The sequence below is a fragment of the Methylobacterium sp. B4 genome (assembly GCF_003201865.1).
Classification (GTDB): Bacteria; Pseudomonadota; Alphaproteobacteria; order Rhizobiales; family Beijerinckiaceae; genus Methylobacterium.
Genome location: NZ_QJJJ01000030.1, coordinates 1 through 25133 on the forward strand (window position 1 = coordinate 1; position 25133 = coordinate 25133).

The 25133-nt window shown below is 69.8% G+C and carries 23 protein-coding genes and 1 pseudogene; 11 read left to right on the plus strand and 13 right to left on the minus strand.

What is annotated here, in order from left to right:
- Positions 1-156 precede the first annotated feature (156 nt).
- Positions 157-1208: pseudogene (locus tag BY998_RS21830) on the plus strand (aliphatic amidase).
- 71 nt (positions 1209-1279) lie between these two features.
- On the opposite strand, the gene BY998_RS21835 reads toward BY998_RS21830, so the two are convergent.
- Positions 1280-1846 (minus strand): L,D-transpeptidase, encoded by a 567-nt coding sequence (locus tag BY998_RS21835; protein ID WP_110353847.1) that lies wholly within the window; start codon positions 1844-1846, stop codon positions 1280-1282.
- Positions 1847-2109: 263 nt separating this feature from the next.
- Between BY998_RS21835 and BY998_RS21840 the strand changes: the two genes are divergently transcribed.
- The 4 genes from BY998_RS21840 to BY998_RS21855 all read left to right on the plus strand — a co-directional run bounded on the left by BY998_RS21840 (position 2110) and on the right by BY998_RS21855 (position 7907).
- Positions 2110-2592: a hypothetical protein gene (locus BY998_RS21840; RefSeq protein WP_245421696.1), complete on the plus strand. Its 483-nt coding sequence runs from the start codon at positions 2110-2112 to the stop codon at positions 2590-2592.
- A gap of 306 nt (positions 2593-2898) precedes the next feature.
- Positions 2899-4221, plus strand: a complete 1323-nt coding sequence (locus BY998_RS21845) for an efflux RND transporter periplasmic adaptor subunit (RefSeq protein ID WP_110353804.1) — start codon at positions 2899-2901, stop codon at positions 4219-4221.
- Between the two features lie 96 nt (positions 4222-4317).
- Positions 4318-7488: a multidrug efflux RND transporter permease subunit gene (locus BY998_RS21850; protein ID WP_110353805.1), complete on the plus strand. Its 3171-nt coding sequence runs from the start codon at positions 4318-4320 to the stop codon at positions 7486-7488.
- A gap of 95 nt (positions 7489-7583) precedes the next feature.
- A complete protein-coding gene (locus BY998_RS21855; protein WP_181425590.1) occupies positions 7584-7907 on the plus strand; it encodes a GIY-YIG nuclease family protein in 324 nt (107 codons plus the stop codon).
- A gap of 64 nt (positions 7908-7971) precedes the next feature.
- Here the strand turns inward: BY998_RS21855 and BY998_RS21860 are convergent, their stop codons facing one another.
- The 4 genes from BY998_RS21860 to BY998_RS21875 all read right to left on the minus strand — a co-directional run bounded on the left by BY998_RS21860 (position 7972) and on the right by BY998_RS21875 (position 10429).
- Entirely contained in the window at positions 7972-8277 is a 306-nt protein-coding gene (locus BY998_RS21860; RefSeq protein WP_096487907.1) for a hypothetical protein, read from the minus strand.
- The gene (gatA, locus tag BY998_RS21865) at positions 8274-9767 is read right to left on the minus strand and encodes an Asp-tRNA(Asn)/Glu-tRNA(Gln) amidotransferase subunit GatA (RefSeq protein WP_110353806.1); all 1494 of its coding nucleotides are present in this window, start codon (positions 9765-9767) and stop codon (positions 8274-8276) included. The genes BY998_RS21860 and gatA overlap by 4 nt, the downstream gene beginning before the upstream one ends.
- Positions 9768-9854: 87 nt before the next feature.
- On the minus strand, positions 9855-10142 hold the full coding sequence (gatC, locus tag BY998_RS21870) for an Asp-tRNA(Asn)/Glu-tRNA(Gln) amidotransferase subunit GatC (protein ID WP_110353807.1): 288 nt from the start codon (positions 10140-10142) through the stop codon (positions 9855-9857).
- 104 nt (positions 10143-10246) lie between these two features.
- Positions 10247-10429 (minus strand): hypothetical protein, encoded by a 183-nt coding sequence (locus tag BY998_RS21875; RefSeq protein WP_110353808.1) that lies wholly within the window; start codon positions 10427-10429, stop codon positions 10247-10249.
- A gap of 158 nt (positions 10430-10587) precedes the next feature.
- Between BY998_RS21875 and BY998_RS21880 the strand changes: the two genes are divergently transcribed.
- Positions 10588-11166 (plus strand): SMI1/KNR4 family protein, encoded by a 579-nt coding sequence (locus BY998_RS21880; RefSeq protein WP_110353809.1) that lies wholly within the window; start codon positions 10588-10590, stop codon positions 11164-11166.
- The gene (gene ruvX / locus BY998_RS21885) at positions 11163-11660 is read left to right on the plus strand and encodes a Holliday junction resolvase RuvX (protein ID WP_110353810.1); all 498 of its coding nucleotides are present in this window, start codon (positions 11163-11165) and stop codon (positions 11658-11660) included. The genes BY998_RS21880 and ruvX overlap by 4 nt, the downstream gene beginning before the upstream one ends.
- A gap of 127 nt (positions 11661-11787) precedes the next feature.
- Here the strand turns inward: ruvX and BY998_RS21890 are convergent, their stop codons facing one another.
- From BY998_RS21890 to BY998_RS21920, 7 genes are all read right to left on the minus strand, one after another.
- Entirely contained in the window at positions 11788-12468 is a 681-nt protein-coding gene (locus BY998_RS21890; RefSeq protein WP_110353811.1) for a DJ-1/PfpI family protein, read from the minus strand.
- 61 nt (positions 12469-12529) lie between these two features.
- The gene (locus BY998_RS21895; protein WP_110353812.1) at positions 12530-13672 is read right to left on the minus strand and encodes a hypothetical protein; all 1143 of its coding nucleotides are present in this window, start codon (positions 13670-13672) and stop codon (positions 12530-12532) included.
- Positions 13673-13689: 17 nt separating this feature from the next.
- Positions 13690-14505: an SGNH/GDSL hydrolase family protein gene (locus BY998_RS21900; protein WP_110353813.1), complete on the minus strand. Its 816-nt coding sequence runs from the start codon at positions 14503-14505 to the stop codon at positions 13690-13692.
- Between the two features lie 215 nt (positions 14506-14720).
- Positions 14721-15917: a DNA-processing protein DprA gene (dprA, locus tag BY998_RS21905; protein WP_110353814.1), complete on the minus strand. Its 1197-nt coding sequence runs from the start codon at positions 15915-15917 to the stop codon at positions 14721-14723.
- Positions 15918-15949: 32 nt separating this feature from the next.
- Positions 15950-16558, minus strand: a complete 609-nt coding sequence (gene plsY / locus BY998_RS21910; protein ID WP_110353815.1) for a glycerol-3-phosphate 1-O-acyltransferase PlsY — start codon at positions 16556-16558, stop codon at positions 15950-15952.
- Complete coding sequence (locus BY998_RS21915) at positions 16555-17859, minus strand: dihydroorotase (RefSeq protein ID WP_110353816.1); 1305 nt, start codon at positions 17857-17859, stop codon at positions 16555-16557. The genes plsY and BY998_RS21915 overlap by 4 nt, the downstream gene beginning before the upstream one ends.
- Before the next feature lie 5 nt (positions 17860-17864).
- Positions 17865-18812, minus strand: coding sequence for an aspartate carbamoyltransferase catalytic subunit (locus tag BY998_RS21920; protein ID WP_110353817.1), 948 nt, complete (start codon positions 18810-18812; stop codon positions 17865-17867).
- Between the two features lie 164 nt (positions 18813-18976).
- Here BY998_RS21920 and BY998_RS21925 point away from each other — a divergent pair, with 164 nt between their 5' ends.
- From BY998_RS21925 to topA, 4 genes are all read left to right on the plus strand, one after another.
- Positions 18977-19369, plus strand: coding sequence for a hypothetical protein (locus BY998_RS21925; RefSeq protein ID WP_245421697.1), 393 nt, complete (start codon positions 18977-18979; stop codon positions 19367-19369).
- 162 nt (positions 19370-19531) lie between these two features.
- Positions 19532-20404, plus strand: coding sequence for a cytochrome b/b6 domain-containing protein (locus BY998_RS21930; RefSeq protein WP_110353818.1), 873 nt, complete (start codon positions 19532-19534; stop codon positions 20402-20404).
- On the plus strand, positions 20401-21342 hold the full coding sequence (locus BY998_RS21935) for a molybdopterin-binding protein (protein WP_110353819.1): 942 nt from the start codon (positions 20401-20403) through the stop codon (positions 21340-21342). Before BY998_RS21930 ends, BY998_RS21935 begins: the two co-directional genes overlap by 4 nt.
- Positions 21343-21490: 148 nt before the next feature.
- Positions 21491-24196 (plus strand): type I DNA topoisomerase, encoded by a 2706-nt coding sequence (gene topA / locus BY998_RS21940; protein ID WP_110353820.1) that lies wholly within the window; start codon positions 21491-21493, stop codon positions 24194-24196.
- Between the two features lie 195 nt (positions 24197-24391).
- Here topA and BY998_RS21945 read toward each other — a convergent pair whose 3' ends face one another.
- On the minus strand, positions 24392-25129 hold the full coding sequence (locus BY998_RS21945; RefSeq protein ID WP_110353821.1) for a tRNA (guanine(46)-N(7))-methyltransferase TrmB: 738 nt from the start codon (positions 25127-25129) through the stop codon (positions 24392-24394).
- Between the last annotated feature and the right edge of the window lie 4 nt (positions 25130-25133).

Below are 25133 nucleotides of genomic sequence, written 5' to 3' on the forward strand. Positions count from 1 at the left end.
GCCGCGCCAAGGACGGCTTCTACGGCGGCTTCACCCTCGTCGTGCCGCTCGGAACCCTCCTCGGCCTCGCCCCAGGCTGAGGCTGTCGGCCCCGCGAAACGGGCCGCGCGGGGAACGCGCGGCCCCTCCCCACCTCAGAACCGGAGGAACGACGCCATGATGCACGGCGACATTTCATCGAGCCACGACAGCGTCGGCGTGGCCGTGGTGAACTACAAGATGCCCCGCCTGCACACCAAGGCCGAGGTGATCGAGAACGCCAGGAAGATCGGCGACATGATCGTCGGGATGAAGGCCGGCCTGCCGGGCCTCGATCTCGTGATCTTCCCCGAATACTCGACCCACGGGATCATGTACGACGCGGGCGAGATGTACGAGACGGCCTCGACCGTTCCCGGAGCCGAGACCGAGATCTTCGCCGAGGCCTGCCGCAAGGCCAGGGTCTGGGGCGTGTTCTCGCTGACCGGCGAGCGCCACGAGGAGCATCCGCGCAAAGCCCCTACAACACGCTCATCCTGATGAACGACCAGGGCGAGATCGTGCAGAAATACCGCAAGATCATGCCCTGGACCCCGATCGAGGGCTGGTATCCGGGCGACCGCACCTACGTCTCGGACGGCCCCAAGGGCCTCAAGATCAGTCTCATCATCTGCGACGACGGCAATTATCCCGAGATCTGGCGCGACTGCGCCATGCGCGGCGCCGAGCTCATCATCCGCTGCCAGGGCTATATGTATCCGGCCAAGGAACAGCAGGTGCTGATCTCGAAGGCGATGGCGTTCGCCAACAACACCTACGTCGCGGTGGCCAACGCCGCCGGCTTCGACGGCGTCTACAGCTACTTCGGCCACTCGGCGATCATCGGCTTCGACGGCCGGACGCTCGGCGAGTGCGGCGAGGAGGAGATGGGCATCCAGTACGCCGCACTCTCGAAGTTCCTGATCCGCGACTTCCGCGCCCACGCCCAGTCGGAGAACCACCTCTTCAAGCTGCTGCATCGCGGCTACACGGGCATGATCAACTCGAAGGAGAACCGGCACGGGCTCTCCGAATGCCCCTACGACTTCTACCGCCGCTGGATCGAGGACCCCGACGCCACCCGCGACGCGGTGCGCGCCATCACCCGCCCCAGTGTCGGCACCGAGGAATGCCCGATCGAGGGCATTCCCTTCGTCGGCAAGGGCGAGGGCCCACCCGACCCGCGCTGAGCCTTTCGCCAGCCCGAGCGGAACCCGAGCCTCCAGCCTCCTCGCCCTTCGAGGGCGAGGAGGTCTTACGTTCAGTTCTTCACGATCACCTTCGTGCCGACCTTCACCCGGTCGTAGAGATCGACCACGTCCTTGTTGGTCATGCGGATGCAGCCGGAGGAGACCGCCGCGCCCATCGTCTCGGGCTCGTTCGAGCCGTGGATGCGGTAGAGCGAGGAGCCGAGATACATGGCGCGTGCCCCCAGCGGGTTGTCCTGGCCGCCGGCCATGTAGCGCGGCAGGTCGGGGCGGCGGGCGAGCATCTGCGCCGGCGGGCGCCAAGCCGGCCATTCCTTCTTACCCGTGACCGTCTTCACGCCCGACCACGAGAAGCCCTGGCGTCCGACGCCGACGCCGTAGCGGATCGCCGCGCCGCCGCCGAGCACGTAGTAGAGCCGGCGCTGGCTCGTGGAGATCACGATGGTGCCGGGCTTCTCCTTGCCGGCATAGGCCACCGTCTCGCGCGGGATGGCCTGCGTCTTGAAGACGTTGATGAAGTCGGCGAGCGGCCCGCTGTCGAGCGGATTGGCGCGGACCGGAGCCAGGGCCGCGGACGCGAGCGCGCCACCGAGGGCGAGAACTGAGACGAAGCGCGCCAGCGCCGGGCGGCGCGAGGGCGACAGGGAACGGCTCGACACGATGGGATTCCTCCATCCTCGAAGGGGCAGGCTCTACGCACAGGGCTCGAGCATCGCTCGAGCCCTGTGCGTAGGACCGATCGGGAGGGTTAGGACGACCCGTCGCGGCAGGAGGAAGGCAGGGCTGTGCGCTTCCTGCAACAGGCACGGCGAAACAATGGGGAGAAATCCGGTCGCGGTGCGGCTCGGCACATCGGCGGCGGCGAGGAACGTGCTCCGCACGGGTGCGCGCCGGCGTTCGTCTTCCCAAAACGCTCGGCGACGCTCCGCTTGTCAGAATGTCGCAGTCGATTGCGCGGGAACGCTTCGTCCACCACAATGTACGCATCGTGACACGCATGTTTGACCCAGCCCCGTCAGGCCGCACCAGGACCGGCCTCCCGGCCCGGATCGTCCTGTCCACCCTGGCCGGACTGCTGAGCCTCCTCGTCGTCATCGGCCTTCCGGCCGACGGGGCCGCGCTCGGCGGAATCCCGCAGGCCCGTGGCAGCATCGCTTTCGAGCAGCGTCCCGACACCGACCCGCTCGTCAGCGTGCGGACCGATCGCACGATGATCGACCTCGACGAGATCGCGAGCCACGGCCGCATCGCCGCCGCCGCATCTGGCCCGGATCGCGTGGAAACCGGGTCGCCCTGCCGTCCGGTCTCCGATCCGAACCCGGCGGCTGCCGACCGCACCCTCCCCGAGCGTCCGCCCAGGGCCTGAGCGATCCCTCGCCCCGGTCGCCCGGGACATCCCGTCGAATCGACCGGCGTCATCCGTCGTCGGATTGACAAAGTTCGACCCCAGGATGTCTCCCGACCGTGCCCGGTCGCAGTTCGCGACCGCCTGCCGATGCTTGGCGGCATCTTCCGTCCGAGGCCTCTCGATTCTCGATCGCCACGAGGCCCGGCGATTGCAACGGCGCGTGAGCCCCCATCGAGGGCTCCGGCCGGATCCGTGATGCGAGGCCGCTTCCCGTCGTGGAAAGTGCGCCGTTCGCGTCCAGCGTATCGTAGGAGCGACCCCATCGTGACGCCGTCCCCCCAGTCGTCCGGCCATGCGCCCGCCCGAGTCTCCTCGGGACGCGGTTGCTCCCGCTGGACGCTGCCGGCTTCCTTCCTCGTCGGTGCCGTCCTCGTCGCCGTCTCCGCCTGCAACGAGCGCAAGGCCGCCGCGCCCGTGCCGCTGCCGCCGCCGGAGGTCAGCGTCGTCACCGTCCGTCCGCAGCCCATCCCCTATGTCCGCGACCTGCCCGGCCGCGTCGCGCCGATGCGCATCGCCGAGGTGCGCTCGCGGGTCTCCGGCCTCGTGGTCAAGCGCCTGTTCGAGCAGGGCAGCTACGTCAACGAGGGCGACGTCCTCTACAAGATCGACCCGGCCCCGTATCAGGTGGATCTGGCGAGCGCCGAGGCGACCCTGGCCAACCGGGAGGCCGCGCTGGTGCTGGCCAACCAGCAGGCCGAGCGCCTCGAGACCCTGCTCGCCCGCAACACCGCGAGCCAGGCGCAGTACGACACCGCCTTCGCCGCCAAGAAGCAGGCCGAGGCCGAGGTCGCCGGCGCCAAGGCGGCCCGCGACCGGGCCCGGCTCAACCTGTCCTGGACCGACGTGCGCGCGCCGATCTCCGGCCGCATCGGCCGGGCGCTGCTCACCGAGGGCACCTTGATCGAGTCCGGTGCGACCGGCGTGCTGGCCACGATCCAGCAGCTCGACCCGATCTACGTCGACATCACCCAGTCGGTGGGCGAGCTGAACAAGCTGCGCCGCGACATCGCCTCGGGCGAACTCTCCAAGCTCGCCGCCGACACCGCCAACGTCCATCTCATCATGGATGACGGTTCGCTCTACGGTTCGGCCGGGCGCCTGCTCTTCTCCGACGTCACCGCCGACCCGAGCACGGGGCAGGTGACGCTGCGCGTGCAGTTCCCCAACCCGCACAACGAGCTGTTCCCCGGCATGTATGTCCGCGCCCGCATCAAGCAGGGCATCGACGCGGACGCCATCGCCGTGCCGCAGCAGGCGATCCAGCGCACCAGCGACGGCAAGCCCGAGGTCTGGGTGGTCAAGCCCGACGGCAAGGCCATGCTCCAGCCGGTCGAGGTCGGCCCCGTGGTCGGCGGAAACTGGCTGATCCGCGAGGGTCTGGAGGGCGGCGAGAAGGTCGTCGTCGAGGGCTTCCAGAAGATCGTGGCCGGCACGGAGGTGAAGACGATTCCCTGGAGGACCGAGTCGGCGTCCGAGGACGGCAAGCCCGTCGATACCGACAGCCACGACACCGACGGCACGGAGAACGGCAAGGACTCGGCGGCGACCGGATCGACCGCCCAGCCCGTCGCCCAGTACCAGGACTGATCGTCGGCCGAACCCCGACGACATTCTCCCGAACCGTGCCGCCGGCGGGTGCCCGATCCCGCCGGCCCGAACCCGACACGACGCTACGAGCCCCTCATGGCCCGCTTCTTCATCGACCGGCCGGTCTTCGCCTGGGTGGTCGCCCTGTTCATCATCCTCGGGGGCGCCCTCTCGCTCCCGATGCTGCCGGTCGCGCAGTACCCGGTGATCGCGCCGCCCTCGATCGCGCTCTCGACCGCCTTCCCCGGCGCCTCCGTGGAGAGCCTCTACACGGGCACGACGCGCCTCATCGAGGACGAGCTGAACGGCGCGGCCAACATCATGAGCTTCGAGTCGACCACCGACTCCTTCGGCTCGATCAACATCACGGCGACCTTCCAGCCCGGCACGGACCCGGCGCTGGCCTCGGTCGAGGTGCAGAACCGCCTCAAGCGCGTCGAGGCCCGCCTGCCCGCGGAGGTGCGCCAGAACGGCATCCTCGTGGAGGAGGCCTCCGCCGCCACCCTCAACATCATCACCCTGGTCTCGACCGACGGGAAGATGGACGAGATCGGGCTCGGCGACTTCCTGATGCGCAACGTGATCAACGAGATCCGCCGCATCCCGGGGGTCGGCCGCGCCACCCTCTACTCGACCGAGCGCTCGCTTCGCGTCTGGGTCGATCCGGACAAGCTGCGCGGCCTCTCCCTGACGCCGGGCGACGTGACCGACGCGATCCGCAACCAGAACATCCAGATCGCCTCCGGCGCCGTCGGCGCGCAGCCGAGCCCGGTCGATCACGCGGTGTTCGCGCCCATCATCGTCAAGGGCCAGCTCAGCACCGTGGACGATTTCGGCGCGATCGTGCTGCGGGCCAATCCCGACGGCTCGAACGTGCGCCTGCGCGACGTGGCCCGGATCGAACTCGGCGGCGACGCCTACCAGTTCTCGACCCGGCTCAACGGCGGCGAGGCGGCCGGCATCTCGGTGACGCTCGCCCCCGACGGCAACGCCCTGGAGACCGCCAACGCCATCCGCGCCAAGATGGAGGAGTTGTCGCAGTTCTTTCCGCCGGGCCTGAAGTGGGACATCCCCTACGACATCACGCCCGCCGTTAAGGCCTCGATCAAGAAGGTCATGATGACCCTCGTCGAGGCGGTGGCGCTGGTCTTCGTCGTGATGTTCCTGTTCCTGCAGAACATCCGCTACACCCTGATCCCCACCATCGTCGTGCCGATCGCCCTGATGGGCACCGTGATGGTGATGCTGCTGGCCGGCTTCTCGGTGAACGTGCTGACCATGTTCGGCATGGTGCTGGCCATCGGCATCCTCGTCGACGATGCCATCGTCGTGGTCGAGAACGTCGAGCGCATCATGAACGAGGAGGGTCTGCCGCCGAAGGAGGCGACCGCCAAGGCCATGGAGCAGATCACCGGCGCGATCATCGGCATCACCCTGGTGCTGGTCGCCGTGTTCATTCCGATGGCCTTCTTCCCCGGCTCGGTCGGCATCATCTACCGCCAGTTCTCGATCGCGATGGTGACCTCGATCGCCTTCTCGGCGCTGCTGGCGCTGATCCTGACGCCGGCGCTCTGCGCCACCCTGCTCAAACCCGTCGAGGCCGGCCACGGCCATGCCAAGGGCGGCTTCTTCGGCTGGTTCAACCGGATCGTCGATCGTGAGACCGCCCGCTACGGCCGCGGCACGGCGTGGTGCATCAAGAAGTCCGGCCGGATGATGGTGATCTACCTGATCCTGGTGGCGGGCACCGCCTTCGCCTTCATGCGCCTGCCCGAGGGCTTCCTGCCGATCGAGGACCAGGGCTTCTTCACCGTCGACATCCAGACCCCGCCCGGCGCCTCGTTCAACCGGACGCAGGCGGCCGTGCGCAAGGTCGAGGAGCACCTGCTGGCCCAGCCGGGCGTCGCCACGGTGACCATGCTCAACGGCTTCTCGTTCTCGGGCCAGGGGCCGAACCTGAGCCAGGCCTTCGTCACCCTGAAGCCCTGGTCCGAGCGCGACGCGGCGAACTCGGCCGCCGCCCTGGTGGCCGGCACCAACGCGGCGATGGCGGGCTACCGCGACGCCATCGTCGATGCCCAGGAGCCGCCGCCGGTGGACAATCTCGGCAACGCGGCCGGCTTCTCGTTCCGCCTTCAGGACCGGGGACAGAAGGGCTACTCGGCGCTCGCGGCGGCGGAAGCCCAGCTGTTGGCGCTGGCCCGGCAGAGCCCGATCCTTCAGAAGGTCAAGGTCGAGGGTCTTCCGCCCACGCCCCAGGCCGAGCTCATCATCGACCGCGAGAAGGCGGCGGCGCTCGGCGTGAAGTTCGAGGACATCAACGACGCGATCCAGGTCAATCTCGGCTCGGTCTACACCAACGACTTCCCGAACCTCGGAAAGATGCAGCGCGTCTACGTCCAGGCCGAGCAGCTGCAGCGCATGCAGGCGGCCGACATCCTCAACTACGCGGTGAAGAACAGCCAGGGCACGATGGTGCCGATGTCGTCCTTCGCCGACCTCAAATGGAGCATGGGCCCGAGCCAGATCGTCGGCTTCAACGGCTACCAGTCGGTCCGCTTCACCGGCGAGCCGGCGGCGGGCTACACCTCGGGCGACGCCATCGCCGAGATGGAGCGGCTGATGACCCGGATGCCGAAGGGCTTCGGCTACACCTGGACCGGCCAGTCCGAGCAGGAGAAGAAGGCGGGCTCCCAGGCCTCGCTGCTGCTCGCCCTCTCGGTGCTGATCGTGTTCCTGTGTCTCGCCGCGCTCTACGAGAGCTGGGCGATCCCGATCTCGGTGCTGCTCGTTATCCCGCTCGGCGTGATCGGCTCGGTGGCGGCGGTGTACCTGCGCGGCCTGCCCAACGACGTCTACTTCAAGATCGGGCTCATCACGATCATCGGCCTCTCGGCCAAGAACGCGATCCTGATCGTGGAGTTCGCCAAGGACCTCTGGAAGCCGGGCACCAACATCGTCCAGGCGACGATCGAGGCGGCGACCCTACGCTTCCGGCCGATCGTGATGACCTCGCTCGCCTTCATCTTCGGCGTGGTGCCGCTGGCCATCGCCACGGGTGCCTCCTCGAAGAGCCAGCAGGCCATCGGCACGGGCGTGATGGGCGGCATGATCTCGGCCACCGTGCTTGCGGTCTTCTTCGTTCCGGTCTTCTTCGTGGTGGTGATGCGCCTGTTCAAGCGCAAGCAAGTCGCCGCCGGCGAGAACGCGGAGGCCGCGCCGAAGGCGCATGTCTCCGGTCACGGGCACTCGGTGCCGGCGGAGTAGCGGGTGGGAGGGGCGGCGCGCGTGCTTTGAGGCGCGCGTCCCGCGCGCACCTCGGCATGAGGAGCGGAGTGGATTCCGTTTCCGTCGAGGCCGCCTTGACCGCCTTCGTCTACATGCTGCGCTGCGCCGACGGCAGTTACTATATCGGCTCAGCCCGAGGCGAGTCGCTCGACAAGCGGCTGGCTGAGCATCAGGCCGGGACGCGTGTCGGCTACACGTTTCACCGCCGGCCGGTGAGGCTGGTCTATGCCGCGTGGTTTGATCGCATCACTGATGCGATTGCAGCAGAGCGCCAGATCAAGGGTTGGGGCCGCGCCAAGAAAGAAGCGCTGATCGCAGAGGATTGGGATAGGGTGCAGTTCTTGGCGAAGCGTCCTTCCGCCAGAACCGGCTCGTCCAACCCAATCACCTCATCCTGAGGTGCCGCGAAGCGGCCTCGAAGGGTCTTCCAGCATTCGCCGCGGAACTGGAAACCGCGCTGACTCAGCGCTTCAGCACCCGCCGCGCCCCGTAGCCCAGCGCCGCCCAGAGAAACGCAGACACCGTCCGCACGGGGAAGAACGTCGGCAGGTCGGCCGCCACCGGGGCCGGCCACGGCAGGCCGATGCGGGTGACGAGCCACGCGAACAGCACCGAAATCGCCAGCGCGGCGATGGCCGCGATGAAGACCTTGCCGAACTGGTCCGCCTTCCAGCCCAGGAAGACGGCGACCGCGATCAGCAGCGGGTCGAACCCGGCCTGTATCCAGACCGAGAAGGAATAGACCGGGACGACGGGAGCCGCGTTCACGCCCACCACGCCTTCGGCAGGCTGATCCGCCCGGCCGCGTTCTCGACCACCTGCGCCGCGGCGAACAGCGTCTCCTCGTCGAAGGGGCGCCCGATCAGCTGAAGCCCGAGCGGCAGGCCCTGCGCGTCGAGGCCGGCCGGCACCGCGATGCCCGGCAGGCCGGCCATGTTCACCGTTACCGTGAACACGTCGTTGAGGTACATCTCGACCGGATCGGCGCTCGCCATCTCGCCGACGCCGAAAGCGGCCGACGGGGTGGCGGGGGTGAGGATCGCGTCGATGCCGGAGGCGTAGGCTGCCTCGAAGTCGCGCTTGATCAGCGTGCGGATCTTCTGGGCCCGCACGTAGTAGGCGTCGTAATAGCCCGCCGAGAGCACGTAGGTGCCGATCATGATGCGCCGCTTCACCTCGCGGCCGAAGCCGGCGGCGCGGGTGTTCTCGTACATCCCGGCGATGTCACGCCCGGGCACCCGCAGGCCGTAGCGTACGCCGTCGTAGCGGGCGAGGTTCGACGAGGCCTCGGCCGGGGCGACGATGTAGTAGGCCGGCAGCGCGTACTGCGTGTGCGGCAGCGAGATCTCCCGGACCGTCGCGCCGGCCTCTTTCAGCCATTCCGCGCCCTGGTCCCAGAGCCGCTGGATCTCGGCGGGCATGCCCTCGACCCGGTACTCCCGCGGGATGCCGATGGTGAGACCCTTCACCCCGCGGGAGATCGCGGCCTCGAAGTCGGGCACCGGCATGTCGACCGACGTCGTATCGCGTGGGTCGTGCCCGGCCATAGAGCCGAGCAGGATCGCGCAATCCTGCACCGTGCGGGCGATCGGGCCGGCCTGGTCGAGCGAGGAGGCGAAGGCGATGATGCCCCAGCGCGAGCAGCGCCCGTAGGTCGGCTTGATGCCGACCGTGCCGGTGAAGGCCGCCGGCTGGCGGATCGAGCCGCCGGTATCGGTGGCGGTGGCGCCCAGGCACAGATGCGCGGCAACCGCCGCCGCCGAGCCGCCGGACGAGCCGCCGGGGACGAGCGGAGCGTCCGAGAAGGTTCCGTTTTCTTGGCGCCGCCAGGGGGAGATCGTCTTGCCGTAGGCGCTGGTCTCGTTGGACGAGCCCATGGCGAACTCGTCGAGGTTGAGCTTGCCCAGCATCACCGCGCCGTCGCGCCAGAGCTGGGTCGAGACGTTCGACTCGTAGTGCGGCTCGAAGCCTTCGAGGATCTTCGAGCCCGCGGTGGTGTGCACGCCCTGCGTGGCGAACAGGTCCTTGATACCGAGCGGCAGGCCCTCGAGGGGGCGCGCCTCGCCCTTGGCGATCTTCTCGTCGGAGACCTCCGCCATCTTCAGGGCGCGGTCGGGCGTCGCGACGATATAGGCGTTGAGCGCCTGCGCCTTCTCGATCGCGTCGAGATGCGCCTGCGCGATCTCGCGGGCCGAGAAATCTTTGGCCTTCAGCCCGTCGCGGGCTTCGGCCAGGGTGAGTTCGTTGAGTGCCGTCATGCCCGTCCCAGACCTGCGCGCCGACCCCGCGAGCGTGTGAAGGCTCAGCGAGGGGCCGGCGAAGCCATTCCGCCGATGCCGAAGAACCTACTCGACGACCTTCGGCACGAGAAAATAGTTGTCCTCGGTCTCCGGCGCGTTGGCGACGATGTCCGCCGCCCGGCCGCCCGCGGTCACCACGTCCTCGCGCTTCTTCATGCGCATCGGCGTGACCGAGGTCATCGGCTCGACGCCGGCGACATCGACCGCGCCGAGCTGCTCCACGAAGGCGAGGATCGCGTTCAGCTCGCCCTGGAGCGGGCCGACCTCCTCGTCGGTCACCGCGATGCGGGCCAGATGCGCGATGCGCCGTACCGTTGTCTCGTCGACCGACATGCCGTCCGTGTCGCCTCGCCTCTCGCGGGAAACGGCCCCGCCCGGAATCGGCCGGGCTATAGCACCCGCCTTCGCGCGGGAGCAACGGCGGGACTGCGGGGCGTTCAGGTGATGACGTGGCCCCGGGTGAGCGGCACGTCCACGGTGATGCCGGGCCGGCGGTAGCGATCGGCGTGGACCGTGCCGACGATCAGGATCTCGACGGCCAGCGCCAGCATGATCACGTGCCGACGGGACAGGCGGTGCCGTGGGGCGGCGGCGGGCTGCGGCGTCGGTGGTAGGAACACGGGGCGGCTCCATTATCGTTAACGGAACCTTAACACTGCCGGCCCCTCTCGGCTCCCCTCCCCACCGCGGAACCCGCTGCCATGGTTAATCTGCGCGGTGGACAAGTCCGCGCGGCCGGGCGTAAGCCGGGCTCGTGGCGGCGTCGGGGAGACGGACCATGTGGGAGAGCGTCTTCCGGGACCTGCGGCCGGGTCTCGCTTCGAGCGAGGCGGATCTGGCCCGCGCCGAGGCGGAGCTGGGCTTTGCCCTGCCCGCCAGCTACCGCAGCTTCGCGACGACCTGCGGCGCCGGGCGGATCGGCGGGCATGTGCGCGTTTTCACCCCCGTGCCGGTGGAGCCCGCCGACCTCGTCGCCCGCTCCCACCTGATCGCCCACGGCGTGGCGCTCGCCCTCGACGGCTTGCGGGACGGGGACAGCGACGAGCCGCACCGCTTCACCGTGGAGGGCGATGCCGACGCGGAGCTGATGGATCGAGCCTGCTTCTTCGGACAGACCGAGCGGGGCGACTTCCTGTTCTTCGACGTCACGCCGGGCTTCCCCGAATACGACATCTGGGTGCTCTGCGCCGATCTCGAGACGGTGCATTTCGGCGGCACCGATCTGCCCACCTTCGTGCGCGGGCTCCAGGGCCTGGAGATCCTCCACATCCTCGGCGAGGGCGAGGGGCCGCTGCCCCAGACCTTCGAGGGCGACGATGCGGCGACCCTGGCGCAGCTGGGGGCGGCCGCGGCGTGAACCGGGACGAGATCGCGGCCTTCGCCGAGGCTTCCGCCGGGGCGCCGCGCCTGATGGGGCTCGACCTCGGCACCAAGACGATCGGGCTGGCGCTCTCCGATGTCGGACGGCAGATCGCCTCGCCGCTGGAGACGATCCGCCGGGTGAAGTTCACGCCCGATGCGGGGCGGATCGTGACGCTGTGCGCGACCCACGCGGTCGGCGGCCTCGTGATCGGCCTGCCGCTCAACATGGACGGCTCGGAAGGCCCCCGGGCGCAATCGAGCCGCAGCTTCGCGCGCAATCTCAAGCCGCTCTTGCCCCTGCCGGTGCTGTTCTTCGACGAGCGCCTCTCCACCGCCGCGGTGACCCGCACGCTGATCGCGGCGGATGCTTCCCGGGCGCGCCGCGGCGAACTCGTGGACAAGCTCGCCGCCGCCTACATCCTGCAGAGCTGCCTCGACGTCATGGGCGGGCTTCTGGGTGTCGTGGACAGGGCGGCGGACGGATTCTAGGCGCGGCTGCCTCGCCCGCCCTCGCCAGGCGATCCTGCCGCGCGACTTAGTAAGATCGAGCGGAGCCCTGGACTGCTTCGGTTTCGCCTCGCCGTGACGGCGCGGGAACCGCGCCCGGACTGCGATCTCAATCCTGTTCCCGCGTCACCCGCGCCACGATCGCCTCCCGCTCGCTGCGCGTCGCCGCCAGCCGCTGGCGGGCGGCCGCGAGGATTTCGGGACCAGCGCTCTCGGGGCGCCCGGCGTCGAAGGGCGGCGCCGGGGCGTATTCCAGATGAAGCTGGATCGCCTTGGCGGTCGCCTCGTCCGTCAGCTCCGCGGCGAGGGTCAGTCCGAAATCGATGCCCGCGGTCACGCCGCCGCCGGTGAGGAGGTTGCCGTCGCGCACCACGCGACCTTCGATCGGGATCGCCCCGAAGGCGGCGAGCAGATCGTGCGCCGCCCAGTGCGTCGTGGCGCGCTTCCCCCGCAGGAGCCCCGCCGCGCCGAGCACCAGGGCGCCGGTGCAGACGGAGGTGACGTAGCGCGCCCCGGCTGCCTGCCGGCGCAGGAAGTCGAGGGTCTCGGCATCCTCCATCAGCGGGTTCACGCCCGCGCCGCCGGGCACGCAGATCACGTCGAGGGCCGGGCAGGCGGCGAAGTCGAGCGTCGGCGTCAGAACGAGCCCCGTGGCGCTCGAGAGCGGGGCTAGGCTCTTGGCGACGAGATGGACGCGGCTGCCCGGCACCATGGCCAGCACCTCGTAGGGCCCGGTCAGGTCGAGTTGCTGCACGCGGGGGAAGACGAGGAAGCCGATCTCGATCGCCATGGTCCCGAACCCTCCCTTCGGTCGAATGCTCCGCTCGGCCGAATACTTCGCTCGACAAAGCCTATCGCAGATAGATTACGCTGTAGAGCGAGCGGCGCAGTTCCTCCTCGTCGAGCCAGACTCGGCCGAGTTCGCAGCGTTCGCGGATGCCCGGCCGCATCCGGGCGCAGTACTCGCCGGTATTGTCCTGCAGGTGGTACTGGCAGCGGCCCGCGGCTTTCCGCCGGGCGATGATCGGGCTCGAATGGTCGGCGGCGATGTCCGGGTCCTTCGGATCGCGCTCCTCCAGGACGTACCAGGAATAGCCGATCACCGGCATCCGGCCCCGGTCGAGCGCGTAGTCGATCATCGCCATCAGCCGCTCGGTGCCCGCAGCCAGCCCGGGCTCCCGGCGCGCGGCCTTGTCCATGAAGTCGAGCTGGTTGTCGGCGATCGAATCCGAGACCGGGATCAGCGGCACCGGCAGGGGCTTGCGCCGGCAGCGGCGCTCGACATGGGCGATCCAGCCCGCGTTGAAGGCGTCGGTCGCCGGATCGCGCAGCCGCGGCACCGTTCCGCCGAGGCTGCGCCAGCACAGTTTGGGTGCCGCGACCCGGCTGCGCCAGCGCAGGGCCCCGAGGGTGCGGCCGTGCTGGCCGTAGCCGTCGAAGGAGGGCAGATCCCGGTCCTCGCACAGGCCGCCGAGATTGTAGAGGAGAGTGGCCGCTTCCTCCTGCCCGTCCTCCAGCTTGTCGAAATAGGGTTTGCGGCCCGGGTTGCGCTCGCGGCTGGCCTCGGTGTCGTTGCGGCTTTCGGCGATCTCCTCCGCGAGGTCCGGGCGCCCGCGCAGGAAATGCCGGAGCGCGCGGTCGCGGCTTCGGTCGAGGCCCGCCGGGTCGGCGAAGTAGTAGCGGGTCGCCACGTCGAGTGCGGAGACCGTGACGCCGACCCGCTGCGAGATCATGTCGGCGGTGGCGTAGGCAAAGCAGATCGCGCTGTCGCCCTGGCTCATCGGCGAGAGGGCCGGGTTGGGGCTGATCCGGTCGTCGAGCGGATGGGTGCGGGGGCGCCGCAGGGGCGCGGCGACGCTTACCTCCGTGCAGGCCTTGCTGCGGGCGTAGCGCGGGCTCTCGGGCAGCAGGCGCCGGTCGACCGCCTCGGCGGGCACCGCCGCGAGGAGGAGTCCGGCTGCGAGACAGCCGGCGAGCCATGGGGCGGGACGCACGACCCCGAAGGACCGCCTCAATCCGTCCCCGCCGCGGCGAGCGCGAGCGGCGCCGCCTCGGCACCGTCGAGCACGGTGTCCTGCGCGGCCTCGGCGAGCAGGGCGTAGCCGCCATCGGCCATGTGCAGGCCGTCGCTGGCGAAGAGCTGGGTCCGGGTCAGGCGCCCCTGACCGATCCAGTCGCGCATCAGGTCCGAGCGGCGGATCACCGGGACGCCGAGATCGATCCCGAGCGCCCGCACGGCGTCGCGGAAGCGGTCGGCGCCGGGGGTGGCGTCGAGCGCCGGGCACCATTGCGGCTCCATCAGCACCACGTCGATGCCCGCCTCGCGGATGCGCTCCAGCGCCGCCTCGGTCGCCTCGCGGAAATGGTCGAGGGAGATGCCGCGCAGGGCGTCGTTGCTGCCGGTCTGCCAGATCACGAGGTCGGGCCGCGGGGCGATCACGTCCCGGTCGAGCCGAATCAGCATCTCGTCCACCGCCTCGCCGCCGATGCCGCGGTTGGTCACCGTGATCCGGCCGCCGAGTCGCGGCAGGGCGCGCCGCAGGCCGTCTTCGAGCCGGGCGGGATAGGCGGCGGCGGGCGTGCTGGCGCCGACCCCTTCCGTCGAGGAGGAGCCGAAGGCGACGATGCTGAGCGGCCCGCCGAGCGCGATCTTTCGGGCGACGTGCGGGAGACCGGCGGGCGCTTCGCTCTCGAACAGATCGAGGTCGAGACCCTGCGGCAGCAGGTCGGCATAGGCGAGCACGGCGGTGGAGGACAGGCTCAGGCCCAGCGTCAGCGCCGCCGCGCGCAGCCATCGCCGCGGGCTCCCGGTCAGGAAGGACCGCATCCGAGCGTGATGGAGAAGCCGCGCCACCGTGTCCGAGCCCCCGCCCGCGCCACCCTTCTCGGGGCTGATCGCGGAATTGCCAGCACCGGCGACAGTAATCGAGCCGAGGCCGGATAGCGCCCGATAATCGTGATTCGAGACGTCGGCAATGAGAATTGTTTGATGAAATCTTAATGGCGCCCGGGCTTTGAAAGGATTCGAACGCCACGCGGGGCTCAGAGCCGCGGGACCAGGGACACCGTTCCGCTGCCGTGCCGCTCGACGCGGCCGTCGAGCTCGAGCTCGAGCAGCGTCGTCTGCACGATCCGCACCGGCAGGCCGGAGGAGCGGGCGAGTTCGTCGGTCCCGACCGGCGTCGGGCTCAGGAGCGCGATCAGCCGGGCACGGTCGTCGCGGGGCGCGGCGGGATCGGACTCGCCGGGCTCGGGCGCGTCGAACGCCGCGGCCGGTGCCGCGGACGCCGTGCCGTCGAGATCGATCTCGTCCCAATAGTCGCGCGATTCGGGCAATTCCGGGCGGTCGTTCAAGCCCTCCACGGGAGGTGCCTCACCGGCGATCAGCGGTTCGAGGACGCTCAGGACGTGCTCGACCTCCGAGACCAGCGTCGCACCCTGGCGGATCAGGTCGTTGGTACCCTCCGCCCGTGGGTCGAGCGGCGAGCCGGGCACGGCGAAGACCTCGCGGCCCTGTTCGAGGGCGAAGCGGGCGGTGATGAGCGAGCCGGAGCGGCGCGCCGCCTCGACCACCACCGTGCCGAGGCTGAGCCCGGAGATGATGCGGTTGCGCCGGGGGAAGTCGCGCCCGCGGGGCACCCAGCCCATCGGCATCTCGGCCACCACCGCGCCCCCCGCGCCGACGATGTCCTCGATGAGACCGGCATGGTTCTCCGGGTAGATCCGGTCCTGCCCGCCCGCGAGCACCGCCACGGTGCCGCCGTCGAGCGTGGCCTTATGGGCGCGGGCGTCGATGCCGCGGGCGAGCCCCGAGACCACCACGAGGCCGGCCTCGCTCAAACCCCGGGCGAGCCGCTCGGTGAAGGCGAGGCCGGCGGTCGAGGCGTTGCGCGAGCCCACCATCGCCACCGAAGCCTTCAGGAGCAGGGCCGGGTCGCCGCGGACAGCGATCAGCGGCGGTGCGGTCTCGGTGGCGTGCAGCGCCTTCGGGTAGGCCGCTTCTCCCATGGCGAGGAAGCGCACACCGAGGCGGGCGGCGGCCGCCATCTCGCGTTCGGCCTCCGTCTTCGAGGGCGGCACGGCGCGCTTGCCCGCCCGCTTGGTCAGGTCCGGCAGGGCGTCGAGCGCGGCCGCCGCGCTGCCGAAGCGGTTGATCAGGCCGCGGAAGGTGCGTGGGCCGACACCCTCGGTGCGGATCAGGCGCAGCCAGTCGCGGCGCTGCGCGTCGGTGAGCTGCATCGGGTTCCCCTCCTGTCGGGAGGGGGCCGCGCTCAGCCCTTCTGCCCGATCCGGCCCTCGGTGCCGGCAGCGAGTCGGCGGATGTTGGGCGCGTGCTTCCACCATAGCAGCGCCGCGAGCACGAGGAAGAGGATTGCAACCGCTCCGTGTCCGAGCGCCCACAGAACCAGGGGCGTGGCGGCCGAGGCCGCGAGCGCGGCGAGGGAGGAGTATTTCAGGGCGAAGGCCAGCCCGAGCCAGATCGCGGCGAAGGCGAGAAGCGTCAGCGGGCTCAGGCCCAGCAGCACGCCGATGAAGGTCGCCACGCCCTTGCCGCCCTTGAAGCCGAGCCAGACCGGGAAGAGGTGGCCGAGGAAGGCGCCGAGCCCGGCGGCCAGGGCCGGCCCCTCTCCCCAGAGGCCGGCGACGAGCACCGGCAGCGTGCCTTTCAGCGCGTCGCAGAGAAGGGTCGCGGCGGCCAGCCCCTTGCGGCCGGTGCGCAGCACGTTGGTCGCGCCGATATTGCCCGAGCCGATCGCCCGCACGTCGCCGAGGCCGGCGAACTTCGTGAGGATCAGCCCGAAGGGAATCGCGCCGCAGGCGTAGCCGAGGACGAGCGCGGCGATGAGGGCCGGCCAGCTGGCCGCGAGAAGCGTGGTCATGCGGCGATGGCCGAGAGATCGGAGCGGTGGACGATCCGGCCGCCCACCAGCGTCAGCACCGCCGCGCCCTGGAGCCGCGCCTCGTCGAAGGGCGAGTTCTTGGAGCGCGACTTCAGCTGCCGCTTGTCGAGCAGGTAGGGCAGATCGGGGTCGATCAGCACGAGGTCGGCGGGCGCGCCCTTCTCGAGCCGGCCCGCCTCGCGGCCGAGCAGCGCGGCGGGATTGGCCGAGAGGGCCTTGAGGAGCATTCCCAGCGTCACGTCGCCGGTATGCAGCAGGCGCAAGGACGCGCCGAGCAGCGTCTCGATGCCGAGCGCGCCGTCCGCGGCCTCGGCGAACGGCAAGCGCTTGGTCTCCACGTCCTGCGGGTTGTGGTCGGAGACGATGACGTCGATCACGCCCTCGTTCAGCGCGGCGATCACCGCTTGCCGGTCGTCCTCGCGGCGCAGGGGCGGCGAGAGCTTGCAGAAGGTGCGGTAGTGCCCGATGTCGCCCTCGTTGAGCACGAGATTGTTGACCGAGACGCCGCAGGTGACGGGCAGCCCCGCCTCCTTGGCCCGCCGCACGATCTCGACGGAATCGGCGGTCGAGATCATCGCCGCGTGGTAGCGCGCGCCGGTGAGGCGCACGAGGCGGATGTCGCGCTCCAGCATCACCGTCTCGGCCTCGCGGGGGATGCCGAGCAGGCCGAGGCGGGAGGCCATCTCGCCCTCGTTCATCACGCCGTCGCCGACGAGGTCCGGCTCCTCGACATGCTGCATCAGCAGCGCGCCGAAATCGCGGGCATAGGTCAGCGCGCGGCGCATCACCTGCGCGTTGGTGACCGCCTTGAGTCCGTCGGTAAAGGCGACCGCGCCGGCCTCCGCCAGCAGGCCGAACTCGGTCATCTCGCGCCCCGCCAGCCCCTTGGTGATGGCGGCGGCCGGCAGGACATTGACGCTCGCCGTGTCGCGGGCGCGGCGCAGGACGAAATCGACGATGGCCGGCCCGTCGATGACGGGGTTGGTGTCGGGCATGCAGACCAGCGTCGTGACGCCGCCCGCGGCCGCTGCGGCACTCGCCGAGGCCAGGGTCTCGCGGTGCTCGGCGCCGGGCTCGCCGACGAAGGCGCGCAGGTCGATCAGGCCGGGGCTGAGGGTGAGCCCGCCGCAGTCGATCTGTTGGACGTCCTCCGGTGGACCGGGCGCGGCGCCCCAGGCGACATCGGCGATGCGGCCCTCGCGCAGGAGCACCGCGCCGGGCCCCTCGCGGCCGGTCGCCGGGTCGAGGAGATGGGCGTTGGAGAGGAGGAGCGCGCTCATTCGGGTCACCCGTTCGGCAGGTGGGTCGCCAGCGCTTCCAGCACGGCCATGCGCACGGCGACGCCCATTTCGACCTGCTCGCGGATCAGCGACTGCGCCCCGTCGGCGATGTCGGAGGCGATCTCGACGCCGCGGTTCATGGGACCCGGATGCATCACCAGCGCGCCTGGCTTGGCCAGCGCCAGCTTGTCGCCGTCGAGGCCGTAATAGCGGAAATACTCCTTCACCGAAGGGACGAAGGAGCCGTTCATGCGCTCGCGCTGGAGGCGCAGCATCATCACGATGTCGCTGCCCTTCAGCCCCTCGCGCATGTTCGTGAACACCTCGACACCGAATCGCTCGATGCCGGTGGGCAGCAGCGTCGAGGGGCCGATCACCCGGACCCGGGCGCCGAGCGCCTGGAGCAGGATGATGTTGGAGCGCGCCACCCGCGAGTGCAGGACGTCGCCGCAGATCGCGACCTGAAGCCCTTCGATGCCGCCCTTGTTGCGGCGGATGGTGAGGGCGTCGAGCAGCGCCTGGGTCGGGTGCTCGTGGGCGCCGTCGCCCGCGTTGACCACGGCGCAATCGACCTTGCGGGCGAGCAGGTGCACGGCGCCCGCCGCATGGTGGCGCACCACGATGATGTCGGGCCGCATGGCGTTCAGGGTCGCGGCGGTGTCAATCAGGGTCTCGCCCTTCTTCACCGAGGACGAGGCGACCGACATGTTCATCACGTCGGCGCCGAGGCGCTTGCCCGCGAGCTCGAACGAGGATTGCGTGCGCGTCGAGGGTTCGAAGAACAGGTTGATCTGGGTGCGACCGCGCAAGGTCGTGCGCTTCTTCTCGACCTGACGCGACAGGGCGACGGCGGCGTCGGCGCGCTCCAGGAGCGATTCGATGTCCGGCCGGCTCAAGCCTTCGATGCCGAGCAGGTGCCGGTGCGGGAAGGCGGGTGCGGTCTGAGCGGTCATGCGGCGGTTCTGGCCTCGGCCCCGCGCTATAGGTGCCGGCGCCCGGCCCGGCAAGGCGTGAGGCTTGCCGACGGCGATCCCGCTCGGCTCGCGCGAAGAACCGTCTCGTCCGGTCGCGGCGAAGAGATTTTCCTTGTGCTCGCGGGGCCGTGAACGAGAAAAGTTTGAACGATCCCCTCCGGCATCCGTTGGCTGCACATCGTTCGGGCTTGTGCGTGCCGGGGGTCTTCGGCCTGCGGCGCTTGCCTGGAAACACCGAAAGGATGTCCATGAACGCGCGACTTCTCCTTACGGCCGGTGCCCTCTCGCTCGGTCTCGCCCTGTCCTCAGGCGCCTATGCTCAGGGCATGCAGCGGGGCGGAATGGAGCCCGGCATGGGCGGGCAGATGGGCGGCCAAATGCAGCAGGGCGCCATGGGTGACGACATGGGCCAGGAGCAGCGCCCGATGAAGCGCAGCTCCAAGAAAATGAAAAAGCCCATGAAGAGCAAGAAGATGATGCGTTCCAAGCGCATGAACTCCGGCTCGGGCATGGAGTCCGGCGCGGGCGGCATGTAATCACCCCGTCACCAGACTGTTATCGGCGCGCCGTCTAGGCGGTGCGCGGCCCGCTCGGTTACACCGGGCGGGCTTTTTCGTGTGAAACGAAGGCTTACGTTTCCCGGCGCCGGCCGGTCCACCGATCCGGCGAGGAACGCGACACTCAAGGAACAGCGCGCCGTGGCCGCAGGATCGACGCTCTCGGGGCCCGACATCGTGGAGACGGTGCGGCGGCGCTGGATGTTCCGCCATCCGCTGGTGATCCGGCTGGCGCACTGGACCAACGTGGCCTGTCTCGCCATCCTGCTGATGAGCGGGTTGCAGATCTTCAACGCCCATCCGGCCCTCTATTGGGGCTCGGCCTCGACCTTCGACAAGCCGTTCGTCGCCATCACCGACGACCAGAAGGACGACGGCACGGCCCGCGGCATCGTCTATGTCGCCGGCCAGACCTTCGACACCACGGGCGTGCTCGGCCTGTCGAACCTCAACGGCCGGCCGGCGGGGCGCGCCTTTCCCTCCTGGGCGACCCTGCCGGCGCATCAGGATCTCGCCACCGGGCGGCGCTGGCACTTCCTGTTCGCCTGGGCCTTCGTCATCAACGGGCTGATCTACCTCCTCTACGGGCTCGGTACGGGCCAGCTTCGCCGCCGCCTCGTCCCCGACGCCGACCAGATGCGCGGCTTCGGTTCCTCGATCCGCGAGCACCTGACCCTGCACTTCCCGGAAGGCGACGAGGCCAAGCGCTACAACGTGTTGCAGAAGCTCACTTACCTCGTGGTGGTGGCGGTGCTGCTGCCGCTGATGGTGCTCACGGGGCTGGCCATGTCGCCGGGCGTCAACGCGGTGGTGCCCCTGCCCGACCTGTTCGGCGGTCGGCAATCGGCCCGCACGATCCACTTCATCGTCACGAACCTGCTGGTGCTGTTCGTGATCGTCCACGTCCTGCTCGTGTTGCTCTCCGGCGTGGTCAACAACATGCGCAGCATGGTGACCGGCTGGTTCGTGATCGAGCGCAAGAAGCTTCCCGCCGGACCGGGAGAGAGCCGATGAGACCCCGCCTGACCCTCCCCCGTTCGATCGCCCTGCCCCACCGCCGCGGCTTCCTCACCGCGGCGGCCGGGCTTCTCGGCGTGTCGGCGCTCGGCGGCTGCGACCGTTTCGCCGCGAGCGCCACCGGCCAGCGCGCCCTCAAGACGGGTGAGGATGCCAACCTGTTCGTCCAGCGCCTGCTGCTGACACCGGCCTCGCTCGCCAAAGAATTTCCGGATTCCGAGATCTCGCCCTGGTTCAAGCCCAACGGCACCATCGATCCGCCGGACCGGGCCTACAAGACGCTCGCCGCCAAGAGCTTCGAGGGGTTCAAACTTCGGGTCGACGGCCTCGTGGAGCGACCCCAGGAACTGAGCCTCGCCGAGCTTCGGGCGCTGCCCGCCCGGACCCAGACGACCCGACACGACTGCGTCGAGGGCTGGAGCGCCATCGGCAAGTGGACCGGCGTGCCGCTCGCGGAGGTACTTCAGCGCGCCGGCCTGAAGCCGAACGCCCGCTACGTCGTGTTCCACTGCGCCGACACGATGGAATACACCGCGAGCGAGGAGACGGAGGAGGCCGAGGAGAAGACCGCCAATCCCGGGATGGAGCAGCGGCCTGAGGGGGCGGAGAACCAAGCGAGTGATTCGAAGGCTGCGGGCAACGAGGCTCCGGCGGACGAGGGCGAGGCGGCGCAGGGCACGCCGGTGCGCTACTACGAAAGCATCGACCTCACCGATGCCTACCACCCGCAGACGATCCTCGCCTACGACCTCAACGGCAAGGCGTTGCCGGTCGCGAACGGCGCGCCCTTGCGCCTGCGGGTTGAGCGCCAGCTCGGCTACAAGCAGGCGAAATACATCATGCGCATCGAGCTGACCGAGGGCCTGACCGGCATCGGCGACGGCAACGGCGGCTACTGGGAAGACCGCGGCTACGAGTGGTACGCGGGAATCTAATCCGCTCGCCGGCACGTTCACCCGATTTGACAACGCCGCGCGGCTCACCCACTTCTGCGCGGCGCGAGAGCCGGCCTCCGACCGGTACGCATCCGCGCCATTCCCAAAACCGTATCTGCGGTGAGGCTCTGGCGAGAGGCAGAGGTTCATGAAAGTCGTCGTCGTCGAGTCGCCGGCCAAGGCCAAGACGATCAACAAATACCTGGGGCGCGATTACGAGGTTCTGGCCTCTTTCGGCCACATCCGCGACCTGCCGGCCAAGGACGGCTCGGTCGATCCGGAGGCCGACTTCGCCATGATCTGGGAGGTGGAGGATCGCGGCGCCAAGCGCGTGTCCGAGATCGCCCGCGCCGTGAAGGGAGCCGAGAAGCTCATCCTCGCGACCGACCCGGATCGCGAGGGCGAGGCGATCTCCTGGCACGTCATCGAGGCGCTCACCGCCCGCAAGGCGCTGAAGGGCATTCCCGTCGAGCGCGTGACCTTCAACGCCATCACCAAGGCGTCGGTCGACGCGGCGATGAAGAAGCCGCGCCAGATCGATCAGGCGCTGGTCGATGCCTATCTCGCGCGCCGGGCGCTGGATTATCTCGTCGGCTTCAACCTCTCGCCGGTGCTGTGGCGCAAGCTCCCCGGCGCCCGTTCGGCGGGCCGGGTGCAGTCGGTGGCGCTGCGTCTCGTGGTCGAGCGCGAGATGGAGATCGAGCGCTTCAAGCCCCGCGAGTACTGGTCGATCGTGGCCACCCTGGTGACGGAAGCCGGCGGCGTGTTCGAGGCCCGGCTCGTCGGCGCCGACGGCAAGCGCATCCAGCGCCTCGATGTCGGCAATGCCGAGGAGGCCGCCGCCTTCAAGCGCGACCTCGAACTCGCGACCTTCCAGGTGGCGAGCATCGAGGCCAAGCCCGCCAAGCGTCACCCGCAGCCGCCGTTCACGACCTCCACGCTGCAGCAGGAAGCCTCCCGCAAGCTCGGGATGGCGCCGGCGCAGACCATGCGCGTCGCCCAGCGGCTCTACGAGGGCGTCGATGTCGGCGGCGAGACCGTGGGGATCATCACCTATATGCGGACCGACGGCGTCGACATGGCGCCGGAGGCGATCCAGGACGCTCGCCGGGTGATCGGTCGCGAGTTCGGCGACGACTACGTTCCGGGCGCGCCGCGCAAATACTCCGTGAAGGCCAAGAACGCGCAGGAGGCCCACGAGGCCGTGCGCCCGACCGATATGGGCCGGTTGCCGAAGCAGATCGCCCGCTACCTCGAACCGGAGCAGGCCAAGCTCTACGAGCTGATCTGGACGCGCACCATCGCGAGCCAGATGGAATCGGCCGAGCTGGAACGTACCACCGTTGAGGTGACCGCGAGCGTCGGCCCGCGGCGGATCGACCTGCGCGCCACCGGTCAGGTCGTGAAGTTCGACGGCTTCCTCGCCCTCTATCAGGAAGGCAAGGACGACGAGGAGGACGAAGATTCCAAGCGCCTGCCGGCGATGAGGGCGGGCGACCCGCTCAAGCGCGAGCGCATCGCCTCGACCCAGCACTTCACCGAGCCGCCGCCACGCTACTCGGAGGCCAGCCTCGTCAAGCGGATGGAGGAACTCGGCATCGGCCGGCCCTCGACCTATGCCGCGGTGCTCCAAACCCTGCGCGACCGCGAATACGTCCGCATCGAGAAGAAGCGCCTGCAGCCGGAGGACAAGGGCCGCCTCGTCACCGGCTTCCTCGAAAGCTTCTTCAAGCGCTACGTCGAGTACGACTTCACCGCGAGCCTGGAAGAGCAGCTCGACCGGGTCTCGAATGCCGAGATCGACTGGCGCTCGGTGCTGCGCGACTTCTGGCGCGACTTCTCCGCCGCCATCGGCGGCACCAAGGAGCTGCGCGTCGCCGAGGTCCTGGAGGCTCTCAACGGCCTGCTCGGCCCCCACATCTTCCCCGAGAAGGCGGATGGCGGCGATCCGCGTGCCTGCCCGACCTGCGGCTCGGGCCAGCTCTCCCTCAAGCTCGGCAAGTTCGGCGCCTTCATCGGCTGCTCGAATTACCCTGAGTGCAAGTACACCCGCCAGCTCTCGGCCTCCGGGGTCGAGGGCGAGGGTGACGGCTCCTCGACCGAGGGCGGCCAGCCCGGCGTGCGGGTGCTCGGCGACGATCCGGCCACCGGCCTGCCCGTGACCCTGCGCGACGGCCGCTTCGGTCCGTTCGTTCAGCTCGGCGAGGCGAGTGCCGAGAAGGGCGCGGAGAAGCCCAAGCGCTCCTCGCTGCCCAAGGGCACGAGCCCGGGCAGCGTGACCCTGGAGATTGCGCTCCGCCTGCTTTCGCTGCCGCGCGAGGTGGCCAAGCATCCGGAGACCGGCGAGCCGATCCTGGCCAATCTCGGCCGCTTCGGCCCCTACGTGCAGCACGGGAAGACTTACGCCAATCTCGGCAAGGACGACGACGTGCTGGAGATCGGCGCCAACCGCGCCATCGATCTCATCGTCGCCAAGGAGCAGGGTGGCGGGCGCGGGCGTCCCTCCTCCGATCCCGGCCGCGCGCTGGGCCCGCATCCGGACGGTGCCGCCCTCGTGGTCAAGGCCGGCAAGTACGGCCCCTATGTCAGCGACGGCTCAGTCAACGCGACGCTGCCGAAGACGATGGCTGCCGAGGCGTTGACGCTGGAACAGGCGATCGAGCTCATCAACGCCAAGCGCGCCTCGGGCGGCGGCAAGAAGCCGGTCCGCAAGACGGCCACGCGTGCTCGCACGACGACGAAGAAGGCGGAGGGGGCCGAGGCGAAGAAGCCGGCCGCGCGCAAGACGGCGACGAAGACCGCGGCCAAGCCGGCGGCTGCCAAGAAGACCGCGGCGAAGACGAAGGCGAGCTGAGGCTCTCGCTTACGCCCCTCCCCCCTCCGCGGGGGAGGGTGTCCGCGAAGCGGACGGGAAAGCGGCAGCGCGACGGTGCCCGTCTCGGCCTGCGTCGGCCCAGCGGAAACGTCGCTCCCCTCACCCGACCCCCTTCGGGGCCTCCCTCTCCCGCGGAGGGGAGAGGGAGGTGCACGGCGGGGTCGTGCCTTGGAATCAGGCCGGTTCGACGCGCTCGAACGTCAGGTAGCTCGGCAGCCGGCCGGCTGCGAGGGCCTTGGCTTCGTAGCGGGTGCCCAGCCAGCCCTCGAACGGCCTGCGCCAGTCGTCGGCGGTCTGCGCGGTCCAGCGCAAGAGCGGGCAGCGGGCCGCGCGCACCAGGGTCCACCCCACATAGTCGTCGATGTCGCTGGCGAAGCGGAAATGGCCGCCGGGGCGCAGCACGCGGGCGATTTCGGAGAGCGAGGCATCCGAGACGAAGCGGCGCTTGCGCTGGCGGCGCTTGGGCCACGGGTCGGGATAAAGCAGGTAGACGCGGGCGAGGCTTGCATCCGGCAGGGCGGCCAGCAATGCGGTCGCGTCCTCGTCCCAGACGCGGACATTGCGCGAGCCGCGATCGTCCACCGCGCGCAGCAGCTTGACGACCCCGTTGACGAACGGCTCGCAGCCGATGATGCCGGCCCGCGGATGGGCTTCGGCCTGGGCGGCGAGATGCTCGCCGCCACCGAATCCGATTTCCAGCCAGACCTCATCGACCGCCACCGGGAAAAGGCTCGGCGGGTCGAGGAATTCGCCGCGCTCGGGGAGCGCGACGCGCAAAGCCGGAAGCAGCTCTTCGAGGCGCTGCTCCTGGCCCGGGCGAAGGCGCTTGCCCTTGCGGCGCCCGTAGAAGGCTCGCTCGGTCTCCGCCGTCCCACCCGTCTCGGGAGGGATGTCGTCATCCCTCCCCATCATGGTT